The sequence below is a fragment of the Micromonospora radicis genome (assembly GCF_003583405.1).
GTDB classification, from domain to species: Bacteria; Actinomycetota; Actinomycetes; order Mycobacteriales; family Micromonosporaceae; genus Micromonospora; species Micromonospora radicis.
Genome location: NZ_QXEC01000008.1, coordinates 101,967 through 117,656, shown reverse-complemented (window position 1 = coordinate 117,656; position 15,690 = coordinate 101,967). Strand labels below are relative to the sequence as shown.

Sequence of the window (15,690 nt, the reverse complement as noted above, 5' to 3'; positions counted from 1 at the left end):
TGCCGTCCGACCTGCCGCCCGTACCGTCGGCCAACGGACGATGGGCGCTGATCACCGGGGCGACCGCGGGCATCGGGGCCGCCTTCGCCGCCCGGTTCGCCGCCGACGGATGGCACCTGGTGCTGGTGGCCCGGGATGCGACCCGGCTCGCCGCGCAGGCCGCCGAGTTGACCGGGCGGTACGGCATCGAGACCGAGACCATCGCCGCCGACCTGTCCACCGACGACGGTTGTACCCAGGTCGAGCGGCGGCTCGCCGCCTCGCCTGCGGTCGAGACGCTGGTGAACAACGCCGGGATCAGCCTGAACAAGCCGTTCCTCCGGTCGTCCGTTGAGGACGAGGCCCGGTTGCTCCGGCTCAATGTGCACGCCGTGATGCGGCTCAGCCTCGCCGCGTTGCAGGTGATGACCGAGCGACGCGGCGGGGCAGTGATTAATGTCTCTTCCGTCGCCGGGTTCGGCGCGGTCATGCCCGGTTCGACGTACTCGGCCAGCAAGGCGTGGGTGACCAACTTCAGCGAGTCGGTCGGCCAGTCGGCTCGCCCCTTCGGCGTACGGGTGATGGCGCTCTGCCCGGGCTACACGCGTACGGAATTCCACCAGCGGGCCGGCATCGACATGTCGAAAACCCCCGAATGGCTGTGGCTCAACGCGCCGGCCGTCGTCGACGAGGCCCTGCGTGACCTGCGGAAAGGCAAGTTGGTCAGCGTGCCGTCGTGGAAGTACAAGCTGGCCGTGGCGGGGCTGCGGCACGCACCTCGCCGGTTGCTCGACGTCATCGCCCGGGATACCCGCGGTCGCATCGGCCGCGATCGAGGTTGACCGTCGGTTGCGTCGAGGTGACCGGGCGCGGTCGGTGTGACATCACTCGATTCGACCAGATGATCGACGTAGCGTAACGGGACATCGGCAACCGCCGGTCGCCCGGAAGAGTTGCCGCAACTGGCCCGCACACGCGACGTACAGACTTCCGCAGTACCCTCTATCGCCATGGGGGACCACGACGACCTGCGTAAATTCATCTCCGACCTGGCTGTGGTCCACGGCCGGGTGGTGCTCTCATCCGGCCGGGAGGCCGACTGGTACGTCGATCTGCGGCGCGTCACGCTCCATCACGGGGCGGCACCATTGGTCGGTCGGGTGATGCGGGATCTGACCGCCGACTGGTCGTACGACGCGGTGGGCGGCCTGACATTGGGCGCCGACCCGATCGCCCTGTCGATGCTGCATGCCGCCGGCCGTCCGTTGGACGCGTTCGTGGTTCGCAAGGCAGGTAAGGCGCACGGGTTGCAACGGCGGATCGAGGGCCCCGATGTGGCCGGTCGTCGGGTGCTGGCGGTGGAGGACACCTCCACCACCGGTGGAAGTGTGTTGACCGCCGTCGAGGCTCTTCGCGAGGCCGGAGCCGAGGTCGTGGGGGTGGCGGTTATCGTTGATCGTGGCGCCGGCGACGCGGTGCGAGCCGCCGGACTGCCGTATCGGGCGGCCTATACGTTGGCTGACCTCGGCCTTGTGGCGTAAAAGTCTGCCGATTCGTATCTGCTGATATGCAGGCGGATCGATGCTGCTGGTGGAAGGATGGAATACGTGGGAACTGCGTTGGCCGAAATGACTATGCCTCAGATCTCGCCGCTTGCCGGCGAGCCGATCGAACGCGCCGACGCCGAGCGGCTGGCCGGGGTCCTCAAGGCCCTCGCCGACCCCGCTCGGCTGCGGCTGCTCAGCCTGATCCAGTCGGCGCCCGAGGGCGAGGCGTGCGTGTGTGACCTGACCGCGCCGCTCGGACTCTCCCAGCCGACGGTCAGCCACCACCTGCGAATCCTCACCGAGGCCGGCTTGCTGGAGCGGGAGAAGCGTGGTGTGTGGGCGTACTACCGACTGGTCCCGAGTGCGATCGCCACGATCGCCGACCTGCTGACCCCGCCGCGGAAGCGGGCCACCAAGAAGGCTCGCTGAGTCGGGAACGTCTGGCGGCTGCCCCAGTGGGCAGCCGCCAGACGGGGGACGTCAGCGGGCCGAGGTGGTCTCGTACGTCTCCTCGGTGAGGTCCCGGGCAGCGCGGCGGAGCCGGCGGCGCTCGGCGACCACCATCGCCGTGACCACGGCGACGCCGACCAGGAAGAGCCCGAGGATCGGCAGGAGATTGTCGCCGGGCGCGTGCAGGTCGCGTTCCTCGGACTGCCACGGCCACAGTGCCCGGAGGCTGCCCAGCAGGGCGCCGGACATCACCGCGAGCGTCATCCGGCGGTGCTGCTCCAGCAGCCACTGCAACAGCTTTACGAAGAGCGCCAGGCCGATGACCATGCCGGTCGCGAAGACCGCCAGGTAGCCGAAGTCGCGGTCGTTCACAGCGGTGATCGTCGGCTCGTAGAGGCCGACGGTCAGCAGCAGGAACGAGCCGGACACCCCGGGCATCACCAGGGCGCAGACCGCGACGGCCGCCGCCACCAGCACGATCAGCGGGTGCGGGGTGAGACTGGCCTGCGGCAGCCCGGTCAGCGCGAACGCGGCGACCGCGGCGGCGACCAGCGCGAGAACCTCCGCCCGTCGCCAGGGCGCGCCGACCATCGAGATCGGCACCAGCACCGAGGCGAGCACCAGCCCGAGGAAGAGCCCTCGGGTCTGCTCCGGATAGCCGGTCAGCAGCGGCTCCAGCGTCTTCGCGGCGATCAGCAGGCCGGGCAACATGCCGATCAGCAGCGGAATGACCACCGACCAGTGCACCTGCCGCAGTTGGTGGCCGGTGCGCGTCCAGCCGCGCCCGCGCGGGAGGTCGGAGGCCGCGTACCGTACGGCGCTCACCACGTGCCCGGCGGAGGCGATGACCCGTTCGTATACGCCGGTGACCAGTGCGATGGTTCCGCCGCTGATGCCGGGTACCGCCTCGGCCACGCCGATGGCCGCGCCGCGAAACACGTGCCCTACCCGTTCACCCAATGCCATGAAGTGTTCGCTCCGTAACTCGCTCGACCCAGCTCGGCGTGGCCTTCGCCACGGCGGCCCAGGCTACCGGGGTGGTCGGCACCGTCCACCTGGCACGGTCGGTGAACACGAAGCCCGGTGCCCGAAGGCGCGGTCGGTGCGCGGGCGCGTCGACGATCAGCGGTAGTCGTCCTCGTCGGCGGCGACCACCCGGGCCTGCTCCATCGCGTCCCAGTCGTCGACCTCCAGGCCACGGTGCGGCTCGTCGTCGGTCTGGGCGGGGGCGACCACGGTGGCCTGTTCGACCGCGTCGGCCGGCTCGGCCTCCAGGTCGCGCTCCTCGGGGTCGAGGTGGTCGCCGGGGGCGAAGTCCTCGTCAGGCTGACCCATGCGGTCCCTCCGGGGTGTCGGCTGGTGGGCGGATGGTTCCCACCCACGTTACGGGCTGTACCCACGTCTCGCTGGGAACCGACGCCGGGCGCCGAGGGCAGGCTGCCGCTGCGCCGAGGGCACGCCACCGCTGCGCCGAGTCGGTCGAATCGCCCTACCGGTGCCGTCCGGCGATGCCAGGATGGTCTCGTGGGCTTCCTCATCCGACTGGCGACCACCGCCGTCGCGCTGTGGGTCACCACGCTGATCGTGCCCGGGGTCGAGGTGACCGGACGCACCACCTACGACACCGTGTTCACCCTGATCATCGTGGCGCTGATCTTCGGGGTGATCAATGCGGTGCTAAAGCCGATCATCAAGGTGGTGGGCTGCGTCTTCTACCTGCTGACCCTCGGCCTGTTCGCGCTCGTGGTCAACGCCCTGTTGTTCCTGTTGACCGACGGGATCGCCCGGGCGGTGCATCTGCCGTTCCACGTGAACGGCTTCTGGGCGGCCTTCTGGGGAGCCATCGTGATGGCGGTGGTCACGTGGCTGATCAGTGTGGTCGTACCGGATTCCGCAGACCGGCGGTGAAGCAGCCCGGTTGTGCCCACCCGGCCGAGCTACGGGATACTGCCCGCGGAGGACAGCGCGGTCCAGCATGCCCATCGAGACAGGCGGCCGCAACGGCCGGCACGCGAGAGATTCCGGCGGCCTGGGCCGGCACGCAAGGCAAGAACCGACGGCCTCGGCCGGCATGCAAAGGCAAGAGCGGCCGGCACGGCCGACAGCGGCAAGTAAGGAGCGTTCGACATGCCCATCGCTTCCCCCGAGGCTTACGCCGAGATGCTGGACCGCGCCAAGGCCGGCCGGTACGCGTACCCGGCGATCAACGTGACGTCCTCGCAGACGCTGAACGCGGCGCTCAAGGGCTTCGCCGACGCGGAGAGTGACGGCATCATCCAGGTCTCCACCGGTGGTGCGGAGTACCTCTCCGGTCCGTCCGTGAAGGACATGGTCACCGGCGCGGTGGCCTTCGCCGCGTACGCGCACGAGGTGGCCAAGAAGTACCCGGTCAACATCGCCCTGCACACCGACCACTGCCCCAAGGACAAGCTGGACAAGTTCGTCCGGCCGCTGATGGCCATCTCGCAGGAGCGGGTCAAGAGCGGCCAGGAGCCGCTGTTCCAGTCGCACATGTGGGACGGGTCGGCCGTGCCGGTGGCGGAGAACCTGGAGATCGCCGAGCAGCTGCTCGCCGAGGCGGCCAAGGGCAAGATCGTCCTTGAGATCGAGGTCGGCGTCGTCGGTGGCGAGGAGGACGGCGTCGAGAACGCCATCAACGACAAGCTCTACACCACCGTCGAGGACGGCCTGGCCATGGTCGAAGCGCTCGGCCTGGGTGAGAAGGGCCGCTACATGGCGGCGCTGACCTTCGGCAACGTGCACGGCGTCTACAAGCCGGGCAACGTCAAGCTGCGCCCCGAGGTGCTGAACCAGATCCAGGAGGCGGTCGGCGCCAAGTACGGCAAGGAGAAGCCGCTCAGTCTGGTCTTCCACGGCGGCTCCGGCTCGCTGCTGTCGGAGATCCGCGAGGCGCTCGACTACGGCGTGGTGAAGATGAACATCGACACCGACACCCAGTACACCTTCTCCCGTCCGGTCGCCGACCACATGTTCCGCAACTACGACGGCGTGCTGAAGGTCGACGGCGAGGTCGGCAACAAGAAGCTGTACGACCCGCGGGTCTGGGGCAAGGCCGCCGAGGCCGGCATGGCCGCCCGGGTGGCGGAGGCCTGCGAGCACCTGCGCTCGACCGGCACCACCATGACCAAGTGACGCTCGTACGCTGATCCGCCGACGGCGGCCGATCCCGTCCCCGGGGTCGGCCGCCGTCGGCGTTCGTCGACGCCTCCGCAACCGGAGGCGTCGACGAGGTGCCCTTCCTTAACGGGTCAGCAGGCGGACCGCCTCGTGGACATCGTCGGTGAGGTGCACGGTGTCCGACAGGTCGCCGAAGGGCGAGGTGGCCAGCAGCGGACGCAGCAGCGCCTGCACCGGCAGCTCCGTCGTCCAGTAGTCACGGTCCAGGAAGACGTACGCGCCGCTGGCGCCGTCGGTGCCGTAGTAGGTCTTGGTGGCTGCCTGGAACACCTCCTGTATGGTGCCCGCCCGACCTGGGGCGAAGACGATCCCGCCGCGGGCCAGTCGCAGGATGGTGTCCTCCCGGATGGCGTTGGAGAAGTACTTGGCGATCCGGCCGGCGAACAGGTTCGCCGGCTCGTGCCCGTACAGCCAGGTCGGCACGGCCAGCCCGCCGCAGCCCGCCCAGTCCAGGTCACCGGTGGCCAGCGCCGCCGAGTCCGCCCGGTACGCGGTCACCGGTTCGGTGCCGTTCTGCGGCGGCGTCACGGACCGGCCGAACAGCTCCCGGACCCGCAGCGCCGCCGATGTGTACCGGTCGTGGTCGGTGAAGTCCGGTGCGGTGGCCAGCAGATCGATGGCGGCGGTCAGCTCCTCGGCCGGCCGGGTCGACAGGTACGCGCCCAGGTTGGCGGCCTCCATCACCCCCGGTCCGCCCCCGGTGACCACCAGCCGGTGGGCTCGGGCCAGCTCCCAGCCGAGCACCGCGGCCATCCGGTACGGCCGGCTGCCCCGGCGTACCGCGTGTCCGCCCATCACCCCGACCACCGACTGCGGCCCGTGGGTGGTCAGCCAGGCGCGGGTGGCGTCGGCGAGCGCGTTGTCCACGCCGTGATCGTGCAGTCGCTGGCCGAGCGCCTCCCGGACGTCCGGCAACGCTCCGCCGTGGGCCCGGAAGTGCGCGTACACCCGGGTGTCGTACATCGCCTCGAAGCCACCCTCGGCGAAGCCGGCGGCCAGTTCCTCGGGGGTGTAGAGGTGCGGCGGTTGGGTCGGGTACGGCAGCCCGGAGAACGGCGGTACCACGTTGGCGCCGCGCCGGACCAGGTCGGCGCCGACCTGCCGGGAGGCGAACCGACAGCCGACGAAGAGGGTTCCCGCCACCTCGACGCCGGTGAGGTCCGGGGTCGGGTCCAGGTCCAGGCGTAGGCCCTGCACGGTCAGACCGACCAGGCTTCCGGTAGCCAGCCGCCGGTCGAACTCGGCCCGGGTCTGGATCTCGTCTGTCCAGGTGTGCGGCTCGATGACGTCCGCGGGAGGTGGGGTCGGCACCCGATCATCCTGCCCAATCGGAGCAACCCGGCCGGAACTGGGGCGGGAGCCCGGCGGCCTGGCCGGGCTCCCGCGACTCCGGTTCCTGGGGAGGCTCCGGAAGTTCAGTTGTAGTGGAAATCGCGTGCCGTGGGCATGGGCCGCAGGCGGGACGGACCTCTCGGCCGTTCAGCCAGCCGGGTTTATCCGGACCCCCTCGCGCGCGCCAGTTCGAAGCGGGTTGAATGGGGCGATGCAGAACCTCTTGCCTGAGCCGCCCGCCACGCTCCTGCCCGCCGTCGAGGAGGCCGACGCCGCCCTCGGCGCAGCCGATCAGGCCGGCAGCGCCGAGGCGGTCGCCGAGGTGGCGGCCCGGTTCCCGAGCCACAGTGCGGCCTGGGCGGCGCTGGCGGCCGAGGCCTTCGCGCAGGGCCAGGTCGTGCCGGCGTACGCGTTCGCCCGCACCGGCTACCACCGGGGCCTGGACCAGCTGCGCCGCAGCGGCTGGAAGGGGCACGGCCCGGTGCCCTGGTCGCACGAGCCGAACCGCGGCTTCCTGCGCTGCCTGTACCTGCTCTCCCGGGCCGCCGACGAGATCGGCGAGGCGGACGAGGCCGCCCGCTGCGCCCAGTTCCTCCGCGACTGCGACCCGGCTGCGGCTGACGCGCTGGCCAGCAACTGACCAGCGGCGGCCCGTCGACGGAGGTCGACGGGCCAGCCGGGCGTCGGTGCCGACGGCTCGTCGGTGGCGGGTGGGGTTACAGTCCCTCGGCCACCGCTGCCGCGATCTTGAGCCAGGCATCCCGGGTCGCCGCCGACAGGTGGGCGTACCGGAGCGGCTCGCCCGTGTCGATGAGCCGCTCGTACGGAGCCAGCAGCACCGCACGGGTCCGCGCGGCGAAGTGCTCCTCGATGGCCGGCAGGTCGATCTCCTTGCGGGACGGCGGCATGGAGACCACCGTGACCGCCTGCCGGACCAGCCGTTGCCGACCGCTCTGCTCCAGGTGGTCGAGCATCCGGGCGGCGGTCTCGGCGGAGTCGTTACGGGCCGACATGGTGACCACCAACTGGTCGGTGGCGTCCATCGCCGCCTGCCAGTTCTGTGCCCGGACGTTGTTGCCCGTGTCCACGAAGATCAACTTGTAGAACCGGCTGACCACCTCGCGGATCTCCCCGAACGCCGCCGCGGTGAGCATCTCGCCGCCGGTCGCCGACTCGTCGGAGGCGAGGACGTCGAACATCCCCTCGCCCTGCGAGCGCACGTACTGCGACAGGTCACCGACCCGGCCGTGAGCGCCGTGGAACTGGCCCAGGTCCCGCAGCAGGTCACGTACCGTACGGGAGTGGAAGTCCTGCTGGGCGCGCATGCCGAGGGTGCCCTGGGTCTCGTTGTTGTCCCAGGCCAGTACGTAGCCGCCGCGCTTCTGCCCGAAGGTCATCGCGAGCAGCAGGATGGCCACCGTCTTGCCGGCACCGCCCTTCGGGTTGACCACGGTCACCTGCCGTAGCCCGCCGAAGTTGCGGCGCACCATCTCGATGTCCCGCTTGAGTTCCAGTTCGTGGCGGCCCGGGGGCAGCTTCACCAGACCCGTCTTGTTGACTACCGCGCGTACGCCCATCGTGGCGACCGGGTCGGCCGGGCGGGCCTGCCGCCGCCGGGCGAAGTCCTCGGCGGTCGGTGCCCCGCCCAACTCCGGCGTCCAGGCCTGCTCCGGGTACGCCGGAGGCATCCGCGAAGCGGTCTCCGGCGGCTGGTACGGGTGACCGGGCACCGGGGGCGCCACCGGAGGTACGCCCTGCTGCTGCCACGGTGCGGGATTCCAGGCCGGCTGCGGCGGGAAGGGACCGGGCGGCATCGCCGCGTACGGTCCCTGCGCCGTCCCGGCCTGTGTCGCGTCGTACGGCGGCCCGGGCTGTGTCGCGTCGTACGGCGGCCCGGGCTGTGCTGGTCCGTCCTGCGGTGTCGGCGGGTGGGGCGGCTGCGGTGTGCCCGGCCCGGGGTACGCGGCCGCAGGTGACCCGGCTTCGACCGGTTGCGCCGCTCCCAGGTCCGTCGGCGCGGACGGCGTCGGGCCTGCCTGGTACACCGTCGGCGGACCGCCGACGCCGTGCTGTGGCGGTGCGCCGTGCTGTGGCGTGGGAACGCCGTGTAGCGGCGGCTGGCGCACCGGCGGGTACGGACCGGCCGGCGAGGGCGGCGGGGGACCGGATTCCGGTCGCGGTAGCGGCGGGAGCGGCTGGGCGGGCACGGCCCAGGTGGGTTGCGGCACCGGTTCGGTGGCCCCGGCCAGGTCGCTCGCCTCGGCCGGCCGGACGCCCTCGGGGGCCGGCCGCTGTGGCGGCTGCGCCCACGGCGACTCCGTCGGTGGACGGCCCAGCCGCGGTGCGTCGTCGGCGGTACCGGCTGGGCCGGCCACCTCGTCGGCACCGCCCGGGTGACCAGCCGACTCCGGCTCGCCTCCGGTGCTGTCCGGCCCGCTGTCGCCGGTATGCGGCTCGCCGTCGAGGTGGGGACGACCGTCGTCGGTACCGAACGCCACGGTGCCGCCGTCGGAACTGCCCTGCGGCATGCCGTCGCCGGTGCCGGCCGACCCGCCGTGGTAAGCAGTCGATGGCGAACTGCTCCGGTTCGGTGCGAGCGAGGTCGGCTGGTCGAGGGTGAACGGCAGGTTCAGGTCGACCTGACCGGCGGGTGGCGGACCGGGAGCCGGTGCCCAGCCGGTGGCGGTCGGCGCGGGCGGTTCCCAGCCGGTGCTGGTCGGTCCGTCGCCGCTCAGCGAGGGATAGCCAACGGGTGCCGGCGGGCCGGCCGGCGGACGACCGTTGCCCGGCTCGGTCCGCTGCAGCGCGGGCCCGACGGCCGGGTAACCGGGCGTGGCCGGCAGCGGCACGGCGGGCGGCGCCGCAGCCGGGTTCGACGGTGCGGCTGGGCCCGACGGTGTGACGGCTGGGCCCGACGGTGCGGCGGCGGGCGGTGCCGGTGGCGGCGCGCCCCAGCCGGGCGGGCCGAAGCCGTCGACCTGATCGGGTGGCCAGAGTGGTTCGATGTCCCGTTCCGGCACCCCATGCTGGCCGGGCACGTGCACCCGGTCGGCGTTCTCGTCCACCACGGTTCCTCCCCATTCCTCCTGCCGAGGATAGGCCCACCGGCCGACCCCGGCCGTCGACGCGGGGCCCGGTCAGGTGGTCCAGACCGCCCAGACACCCGGCTCGGTCCACCAGGACCGCTTGCGGGTCAACTCCCCCTCCACACCGTCGTCCAGGTACGGCAGCGGGGTCTCGTCCCTGGGCAGCACCGACATGGCCCGGCCGCGCGCCCGGCGCACCTCGAGGCGTACCCGCCGCCGACCCAGCCGCGACCGGGTGACCACCGGGACCGCCACCGCCACCTCGACCAGTCCGTCCGCCGGATCCGGATCGGCGAGCAGGGTGACGTCGTCGAGCCGGGCATAGCCACCCGCGTTGCCGATGGCGCAGGCCAGCAGGGGATCCTCTCCGTTGGAGAGGACGGCGTCGTCCACCTCGACCCGGCCGCGCCAGTGCAGCGGTCGCCCGTCCGCACTGGCGGCACCGAACAGGGCGCCGTCCAGGGTGACCGAACCGCCGTCGTTGCGCAGCAGGTCCAGCCGGCGGGGCGTGCCGTCGAGCACCGCGGCGGCCACCGCCGCCGGGTCGCGGGGCAGGCCGAGCTGCGCGGCGAGGTCGCGGTGCGTCGTGCCGCGGGTCGGATCGAGTGGCAGTACGCCGATCGGCGGCAGGTCCGGCACGGTCCGGTTGCCGGCCAGGTCCGCCGGGCGGCGGCTGGGCGGTGGTGCGTACCGCCGAACCAACCGACGGAGTACGGCGCGCAACTGTGCGTCACTGGCCACCGCGACCACCAGGCGGGTCTTGGAGTCCTGGTCGGGCCAGGTGAGGCCGTCCGGCCGGGTCGGCCCGTCCAACCGGGCCAACACCTCGTCGATCTCCGCGTCCGAGCGGGCGGTCACCGTCTCGACCCGGGCACCCCGGCCGGTCAACGCATCCGCACAGGCCAACACGGGTACGCGGGGCGTCTCGCAGCGGTCGTCGCGCTCCCTGGCCGGCTCGGTGGCGCCGCCACAGCAGGCTTCGCCACCGCCGCACCCGGCTCCCGGAGCGTCGCGCTCCGAGCCCAGGGTGAGCAGCACCACGTCGTACACGGGTAGCTCCTCCTGCCTCTCGGCGCGACCCCTGCCGGTCGTGCCGTCACTACTTGTTAACCTGACACCCCGGGCTCGCTGACCGGTCGCCATCTGGCACCCGAGCCTTCTGGAGGCGAGAAGATGCCAGCGATCGTGCTCCTCGGCGCTCAGTGGGGCGACGAGGGCAAGGGCAAGGTTACCGACCAGCTGGGTGAGCGGGTCGACTACGTCGTCCGCTACTCGGGCGGCAACAACGCCGGCCACACGGTGATCACCCCCGACGGCCAGAAGTACGCCCTGCACCTGATGCCCTCGGGCGCGCTCTCGCCGAACGCCGTGATCGTCATCGGTAACGGCGTGGTGGTCGACCCGAAGGTGCTGCTCAGCGAGATCGACGGGCTCGCCGAACGGGGCGTGGACGTCTCCCGGCTGCGCATCTCCGGCGACGCGCACCTGATCATGCCGCACCACCGGGCGCTGGACCGGGTGGTCGAGCGCTACCTGGGCAGCTCCCGGATCGGCACCACCGGCCGGGGCATCGGCCCCGCGTACGGCGACAAGGTCGCCCGGATGGGGATCCGGGTACAGGACCTGCTCGACCCGGGCATCCTGCGCAAGAAGCTGGAACTCGCCCTGCGCGAGAAGAACCAGGTGCTGTTCAAGGTCTACAACCGCAAGGCGATCGACGTCGACGCCACCATCGAGGAGTACCTGGAGTACGCGGAGCGGCTGCGGCCGTACATCGCGGAGACCCGGGCGATGCTCTGGGACGCCCTGGACCGCGGCGACACCGTGCTGCTGGAGGGCGCCCAGGCCACCATGCTCGACATGGACCACGGCACCTACCCCTTCGTGACCTCGTCGAACCCGACGGCTGGCGGGGCGTGCGTGGGTGCGGGCATCCCGCCCACCGCGATCACGAAGGTGATCGCGGTGAGCAAGGCGTACACCACCCGGGTCGGTTCCGGCCCGTTCCCGACCGAGCTGTTCGACGAGAACGGCGCCCACCTGCGTAAGGTCGGCCACGAGTACGGCACCACCACCGGCCGGGAGCGGCGGTGCGGCTGGTTCGACGCGGTGGTGGCCCGGTACGCCTGCCGCCTCAACGGCGTCACCGATCTGGTGATCACCAAGCTGGACGTGCTCACCGGCCTGGCCACGGTCCCCATCTGCGTCGGCTACGAGATCAACGGCAAGCGTGTCGACGACATGCCGATGACCCAGACCGACTTCCACCACGCCACCCCGGTGTACGAAGAGCACCCCGGCTGGTGGGAGGACATCACCAAGGCCCGCACCGAGGAAGACCTCCCCGAGAACGCGCGGCGCTACATTGCCCGCATCGAACAACTCTGCAACACCCGGGTCAGCGTGGTGGGCGTAGGCCCCGGCCGCGAAGAAAACGTAACCCGCCACCCCCTCCTCCCCTAGCCCCGCCCTCCGCCCCGCGCACCCTCCCCGTTGATCATGAAGTTGTTGTCGACCGTTGCGGCGTGTCATGACAACAGCCTCATGATCAACGCCGGGGTGGGCGCGAGTTATCCACAGGGATGGGGTGGTTGTCCACAGGGGGTTTAGTCGATCTATGTGGGCCGGGACAGTCGAGCGACGTGGATGCTTTGACTGTGGTGCGGCGCGTGGCGGCCAGCCAGGACTGGGTGGTCACTCTGGCGCAGGCGCGGGAGGCCGGATTCAGCGTGCACGAGGTGCACCGGTTCTGTCGTGCGGGGCGGTGGCGTGCCGTGGCGAGGGGCGCCTACCTGGTCGATGCCGATCTGCATGACGGTGTTCCTCGTCGCGCGCAGGTCAGGGCCGCGGTGGCATCCTTCGGGCCACGGGCTGCGGCGGTGCTAGCCACGGCCGCAGAGCTGCATCGGTTGGCCGGCCCGCGTGCGACGGACGAGATTCACCTCTCCGTACCGGGCTTCGCCGCGAAGCCGAATCGGCGAGAACATCCCCAGGTGGTGGTGCACCAGCTGAGCATCGAACCGGGGCAGCTCGGGTACGTCGAGGGCATCCTCGCCACCAACCCCGTGTGTACGGTCGCCGATCTGATCTTGCGGCTCGACCGCTACCCGGCTGTCTGCCTGCTCGACTCCGCGTTGAACCGCCGGCTCGTCCTCGACGGTGACCTGCCCGAGTTGCATCGACTCGTCCGGGGGCGGCGTGGTGCGCTCGCGGCACGCGACCACCTCGCCGAGGCGGACGGCCGGGCGCAGTCGCCGCTCGAGACCCGGGCCCGGTTGTGCTGCGTCGACGGCCGAGTCCCGCCCGACGTCCTGCAGCTCGAGGTGCGCGACCACGATGGCTACCTGCTCGGCATCGGCGACCTGGGTTGGCGGCGACACCGGATCATCGCGGAGGCCGACGGGCGGGAGGTCCACAGTGCCCCTGATGCGGTGTTCGCCGACCGTCGCCGGCAGAACCGCCTGCTCAACGCGGGCTGGATCGTCCTACGCTTCACCTGGTCCGACACGCTTCGTCCGGACTACATCCCGGACACCGTCCGGCAGGCGATGCGCACCGCCCGAATCCGTCGATCATGAAGTTGTTGCCACCCCGCCACGGCGTGTCGTGGTAACAACTTCATGATCAACGGGGGCGGGGGGAGGGGTGGGTAGGATGCCGGGTTGTGCGGGTTCTGTTGTTGGGTGGTGGAGGGCGGGAGCATGCGCTCGCGCTGCGGCTTGCTGAGGATGCGTCCGTCACGGAGTTGATCTGCGCGCCGGGTAATCCGGGGATCGCCGGGATCGCCCAGCAGCGGCAGGTGGACATCGTCGACCCGAGCGCCGTCGCGGCGCTTGCCGTCGAGGAAGCGGCCGACCTGGTGGTGATCGGTCCGGAGGCGCCGCTGGTGGCCGGGGTCGCCGACGCGGTACGGGCCAAGGGCATCGCCGTGTTCGGGCCGAGCGCCGAGGCGGCTCGGCTGGAAGGGTCCAAGACGTTCGCCAAGGACGTGATGACCGCCGCCGCCGTACCCACCGCTCGCGCGTACACCTGCACCGACGAGGTCGGCACCGCGCAGGCACTCGACGAGTTCGGCCCGCCGTACGTGGTGAAGAACGACGGGCTCGCCGCCGGCAAGGGCGTCGTGGTCACCGACGACCGGGCGGTGGCGCTGGCCCACGCCCGGGACTGCGGCCGGGTGGTGGTCGAGGAGTACCTCGCCGGTCCCGAGGTGTCGCTGTTCGTGGTGACCGACGGGGAGGCGGCGGTACCGCTGCTGCCGGCCCAGGACTTCAAGCGGGTCGGCGACGGCGACACCGGCCCGAACACCGGCGGCATGGGGGCGTACGCTCCGCTGCCCTGGTCCCCGACCGGTCTGGTCGACGAGGTCATGCGCGACGTGGTGCACCCGACCCTGGCCGAGATGCGCCGCCGTGGCACCCCGTTCGCCGGCCTGCTCTACGTCGGGCTGGCGATCACCGCCGCCGGCCCTCGGGTGATCGAGTTCAACGCCCGCTTCGGTGACCCGGAAACCCAGGTGGTGCTGGCCCTGCTGGACACGCCGCTGGCCGGGCTGCTGCACGCTGCGGCCACCGGCACGCTGGCCGAGCACCCACCGCTGCGCTGGCGGGACGGTGCCGCCGTGACGGTGGTGGTCGCCGCCGAGGCGTACCCGGCGAAGCCGCGTACCGGCGACGTGATCACCGGCGCGGACCGGCCGGGGGTCATCCACGCCGGCACCGTCCGCCGGGCCGCCGACGGCGCGCTGCTCTCCGCGGGCGGGCGGGTGCTCTGTGCCACGGCCACCGGGGTGGACCTCGCCGCCGCCCGGGACGCCGCCTACGACCTGGTACGCGGCATCGAGCTGCCCGGTGCGCACCACCGTACGGACATCGCCGCCGCCGCCATCGAAGGCCGGATCGCCGTTCCCTGACGGTGGCGGTAAGAAACCTTGGTCGCACCGACAAGCGCACCTCTACCCCTGAGTGCAGTGGGCCGGCGCGACTCCGTCCACCGCAGCCGCCGCGGCGGGCGCGCCCACGGGGCTGCCCGGTGGGGGCGACTGGTCTACGTCGTCGACGGTGACCAACTTCAGGACCACGCCGGGACGTGTGGCAGCGTCGGCATGCTGGTGGCCCCGGCCGCCGACTGACCGTGCGTCAGCCTCGGCCGGGCGATCGACCTGCGTCGACCTCGGCGGGGCGGTGCTGCCCGCCGTACGCCCCGTGGCCGGTGTCCCCGGGCTGCCGGTCCACCCGCCCGGACCGGCGGAAACCAGCCGATCGGCGGCCTTCGGACGTTGACACGCCATGTCACGATCTTCATGTTGGTGGCTGGTGCGGGCCGCCGGCTACGGGGAGGAGGACGCGGTGACCGACTTTCTCGGTGCGGCGCTGAGCTTTCCCACCGTGCTGTTCAGCTTCCTGCTGGTGGTCGTCGTCGGCTACTGGCTGCTGGTGTTGACCGGGGTGCTGGATCTCGGTGACGACTTGGACGTCGATGGCGTACCGGGCAACTTCCTGGCTGGTCTCGGGCTCGGCGGTGTGCCCAGCGCCGTCGTCTTCTCCCTGCTCGTCGCGGTCGCCTGGTTCGTCAGTCTTGCCGGTACCGCCCTACTCGACGGCCTGGGCTTCGGTTCCGGCACCCGGATCCTCGTCTCGATCGGCGTGCTGCTGGCCGCCGCGCTCTGCGCGTGGCTGGTGACCCGGCTGGTCGCGGTGCCGTTGAGCCGGCTCTTCCCGGCCGAGTCGGACGCCACCCGGCACGCCTTCGTCGGCCGGCTGTGCGTGGTGCGCACCGGCACGGTCACCGCCGACTTCGGGCAGGCCGAGGTAACCGCTGCCGACGGCTCGTCGGCGGTGGTGCAGATCCGCCAGCCGGGCGAGGAGAAGATGACGGCCGGCAGTTCCGCCCTGATCTACGACTACGACACCGAGGGCGAGTTCTTCTGGGTGATGCCCGCCGGGCCCGCCTTCGACCCGCTGAGACATTCCGCCAAGTAGCCGCCCCGGTGTGACGCGTCGTCGGCGCGGATCACCCCGACTTCACCGGGCAGCCGGCCAACCCCCAGCGCCGGCTCGTCCCACGCTGCCCCTGAGACGTCTCGAAAGGAGGATGCG

The 15,690-nt window shown here is 71.6% G+C and carries 15 protein-coding genes and 1 pseudogene; 11 read left to right on the top strand and 5 right to left on the bottom strand.

Annotated elements, in window-relative coordinates; all coding sequences use genetic code 11:
* The first annotated feature begins 11 nt into the window (after window positions 1–11).
* The 3 genes from D2L64_RS10910 (at window position 12) to D2L64_RS10900 (ending at window position 1,955) form a co-directional block, all read left to right on the top strand.
* Window positions 12–821: an SDR family NAD(P)-dependent oxidoreductase gene (locus D2L64_RS10910; protein WP_119575173.1), complete on the top strand. Its 810-nt coding sequence runs from the start codon at window positions 12–14 to the stop codon at window positions 819–821.
* 168 nt (window positions 822–989) lie between these two features.
* On the top strand, window positions 990–1,520 hold the full coding sequence (locus tag D2L64_RS10905; RefSeq protein ID WP_119575009.1) for an orotate phosphoribosyltransferase: 531 nt from the start codon (window positions 990–992) through the stop codon (window positions 1,518–1,520).
* 57 nt (window positions 1,521–1,577) lie between these two features.
* Window positions 1,578–1,955, top strand: a complete 378-nt coding sequence (locus tag D2L64_RS10900) for an ArsR/SmtB family transcription factor (RefSeq protein WP_007454255.1) — start codon at window positions 1,578–1,580, stop codon at window positions 1,953–1,955.
* A 51-nt stretch (window positions 1,956–2,006) separates the two neighbouring features.
* Here D2L64_RS10900 and D2L64_RS10895 read toward each other — a convergent pair whose 3' ends face one another.
* Together D2L64_RS10895 and D2L64_RS10890 are read right to left on the bottom strand one after the other, a co-directional pair.
* Window positions 2,007–2,942: a DUF368 domain-containing protein gene (locus tag D2L64_RS10895; protein WP_119575007.1), complete on the bottom strand. Its 936-nt coding sequence runs from the start codon at window positions 2,940–2,942 to the stop codon at window positions 2,007–2,009.
* A gap of 156 nt (window positions 2,943–3,098) precedes the next feature.
* Window positions 3,099–3,311: a hypothetical protein gene (locus D2L64_RS10890; RefSeq protein WP_119575005.1), complete on the bottom strand. Its 213-nt coding sequence runs from the start codon at window positions 3,309–3,311 to the stop codon at window positions 3,099–3,101.
* A gap of 189 nt (window positions 3,312–3,500) precedes the next feature.
* On the opposite strand from D2L64_RS10890, the gene D2L64_RS10885 reads away from it, so the two are divergent.
* Both D2L64_RS10885 and fbaA read left to right on the top strand, forming a co-directional pair.
* Entirely contained in the window at window positions 3,501–3,884 is a 384-nt protein-coding gene (locus tag D2L64_RS10885; RefSeq protein ID WP_119575003.1) for a phage holin family protein, read from the top strand.
* Window positions 3,885–4,103: 219 nt separating this feature from the next.
* A complete protein-coding gene (gene fbaA / locus D2L64_RS10880; protein WP_119575001.1) occupies window positions 4,104–5,129 on the top strand; it encodes a class II fructose-bisphosphate aldolase in 1,026 nt (341 codons plus the stop codon).
* Window positions 5,130–5,237: 108 nt separating this feature from the next.
* Here fbaA and D2L64_RS10875 read toward each other — a convergent pair whose 3' ends face one another.
* Window positions 5,238–6,485 carry an LOG family protein gene (locus D2L64_RS10875; RefSeq protein WP_199714501.1) on the bottom strand — a complete coding sequence of 416 codons (1,248 nt, stop codon included), beginning with the start codon at window positions 6,483–6,485 and terminating at the stop codon, window positions 5,238–5,240.
* A gap of 232 nt (window positions 6,486–6,717) precedes the next feature.
* Here D2L64_RS10875 and D2L64_RS10870 point away from each other — a divergent pair, with 232 nt between their 5' ends.
* Window positions 6,718–7,146: a DUF3151 domain-containing protein gene (locus D2L64_RS10870; RefSeq protein ID WP_119574997.1), complete on the top strand. Its 429-nt coding sequence runs from the start codon at window positions 6,718–6,720 to the stop codon at window positions 7,144–7,146.
* A 76-nt stretch (window positions 7,147–7,222) separates the two neighbouring features.
* On the opposite strand, the gene D2L64_RS10865 is transcribed toward D2L64_RS10870, so the two are convergent.
* A complete protein-coding gene (locus D2L64_RS10865; protein ID WP_456080977.1) occupies window positions 7,223–9,571 on the bottom strand; it encodes a chromosome partitioning protein in 2,349 nt (782 codons plus the stop codon).
* A gap of 72 nt (window positions 9,572–9,643) precedes the next feature.
* A complete protein-coding gene (locus tag D2L64_RS10860) occupies window positions 9,644–10,642 on the bottom strand; it encodes a diacylglycerol kinase family protein (protein WP_119574993.1) in 999 nt (332 codons plus the stop codon).
* 123 nt (window positions 10,643–10,765) lie between these two features.
* On the opposite strand from D2L64_RS10860, the gene D2L64_RS10855 reads away from it, so the two are divergent.
* From D2L64_RS10855 to D2L64_RS10840, 5 genes and pseudogenes are all read left to right on the top strand, one after another.
* The gene (locus D2L64_RS10855) at window positions 10,766–12,055 is read left to right on the top strand and encodes an adenylosuccinate synthase (protein WP_119574991.1); all 1,290 of its coding nucleotides are present in this window, start codon (window positions 10,766–10,768) and stop codon (window positions 12,053–12,055) included.
* A gap of 119 nt (window positions 12,056–12,174) precedes the next feature.
* A pseudogene (locus D2L64_RS28380) lies at window positions 12,175–12,378 on the top strand (type IV toxin-antitoxin system AbiEi family antitoxin domain-containing protein); the annotation flags it as partial.
* A gap of 207 nt (window positions 12,379–12,585) precedes the next feature.
* Window positions 12,586–13,170, top strand: coding sequence for a hypothetical protein (locus tag D2L64_RS10850; protein ID WP_233558904.1), 585 nt, complete (start codon window positions 12,586–12,588; stop codon window positions 13,168–13,170).
* A gap of 86 nt (window positions 13,171–13,256) precedes the next feature.
* Complete coding sequence (gene purD, locus D2L64_RS10845) at window positions 13,257–14,504, top strand: phosphoribosylamine--glycine ligase (RefSeq protein WP_119574990.1); 1,248 nt, start codon at window positions 13,257–13,259, stop codon at window positions 14,502–14,504.
* A gap of 376 nt (window positions 14,505–14,880) precedes the next feature.
* A complete protein-coding gene (locus D2L64_RS10840) occupies window positions 14,881–15,573 on the top strand; it encodes a hypothetical protein (protein ID WP_233558903.1) in 693 nt (230 codons plus the stop codon).
* The last annotated feature ends 117 nt before the right edge of the window (window positions 15,574–15,690 follow it).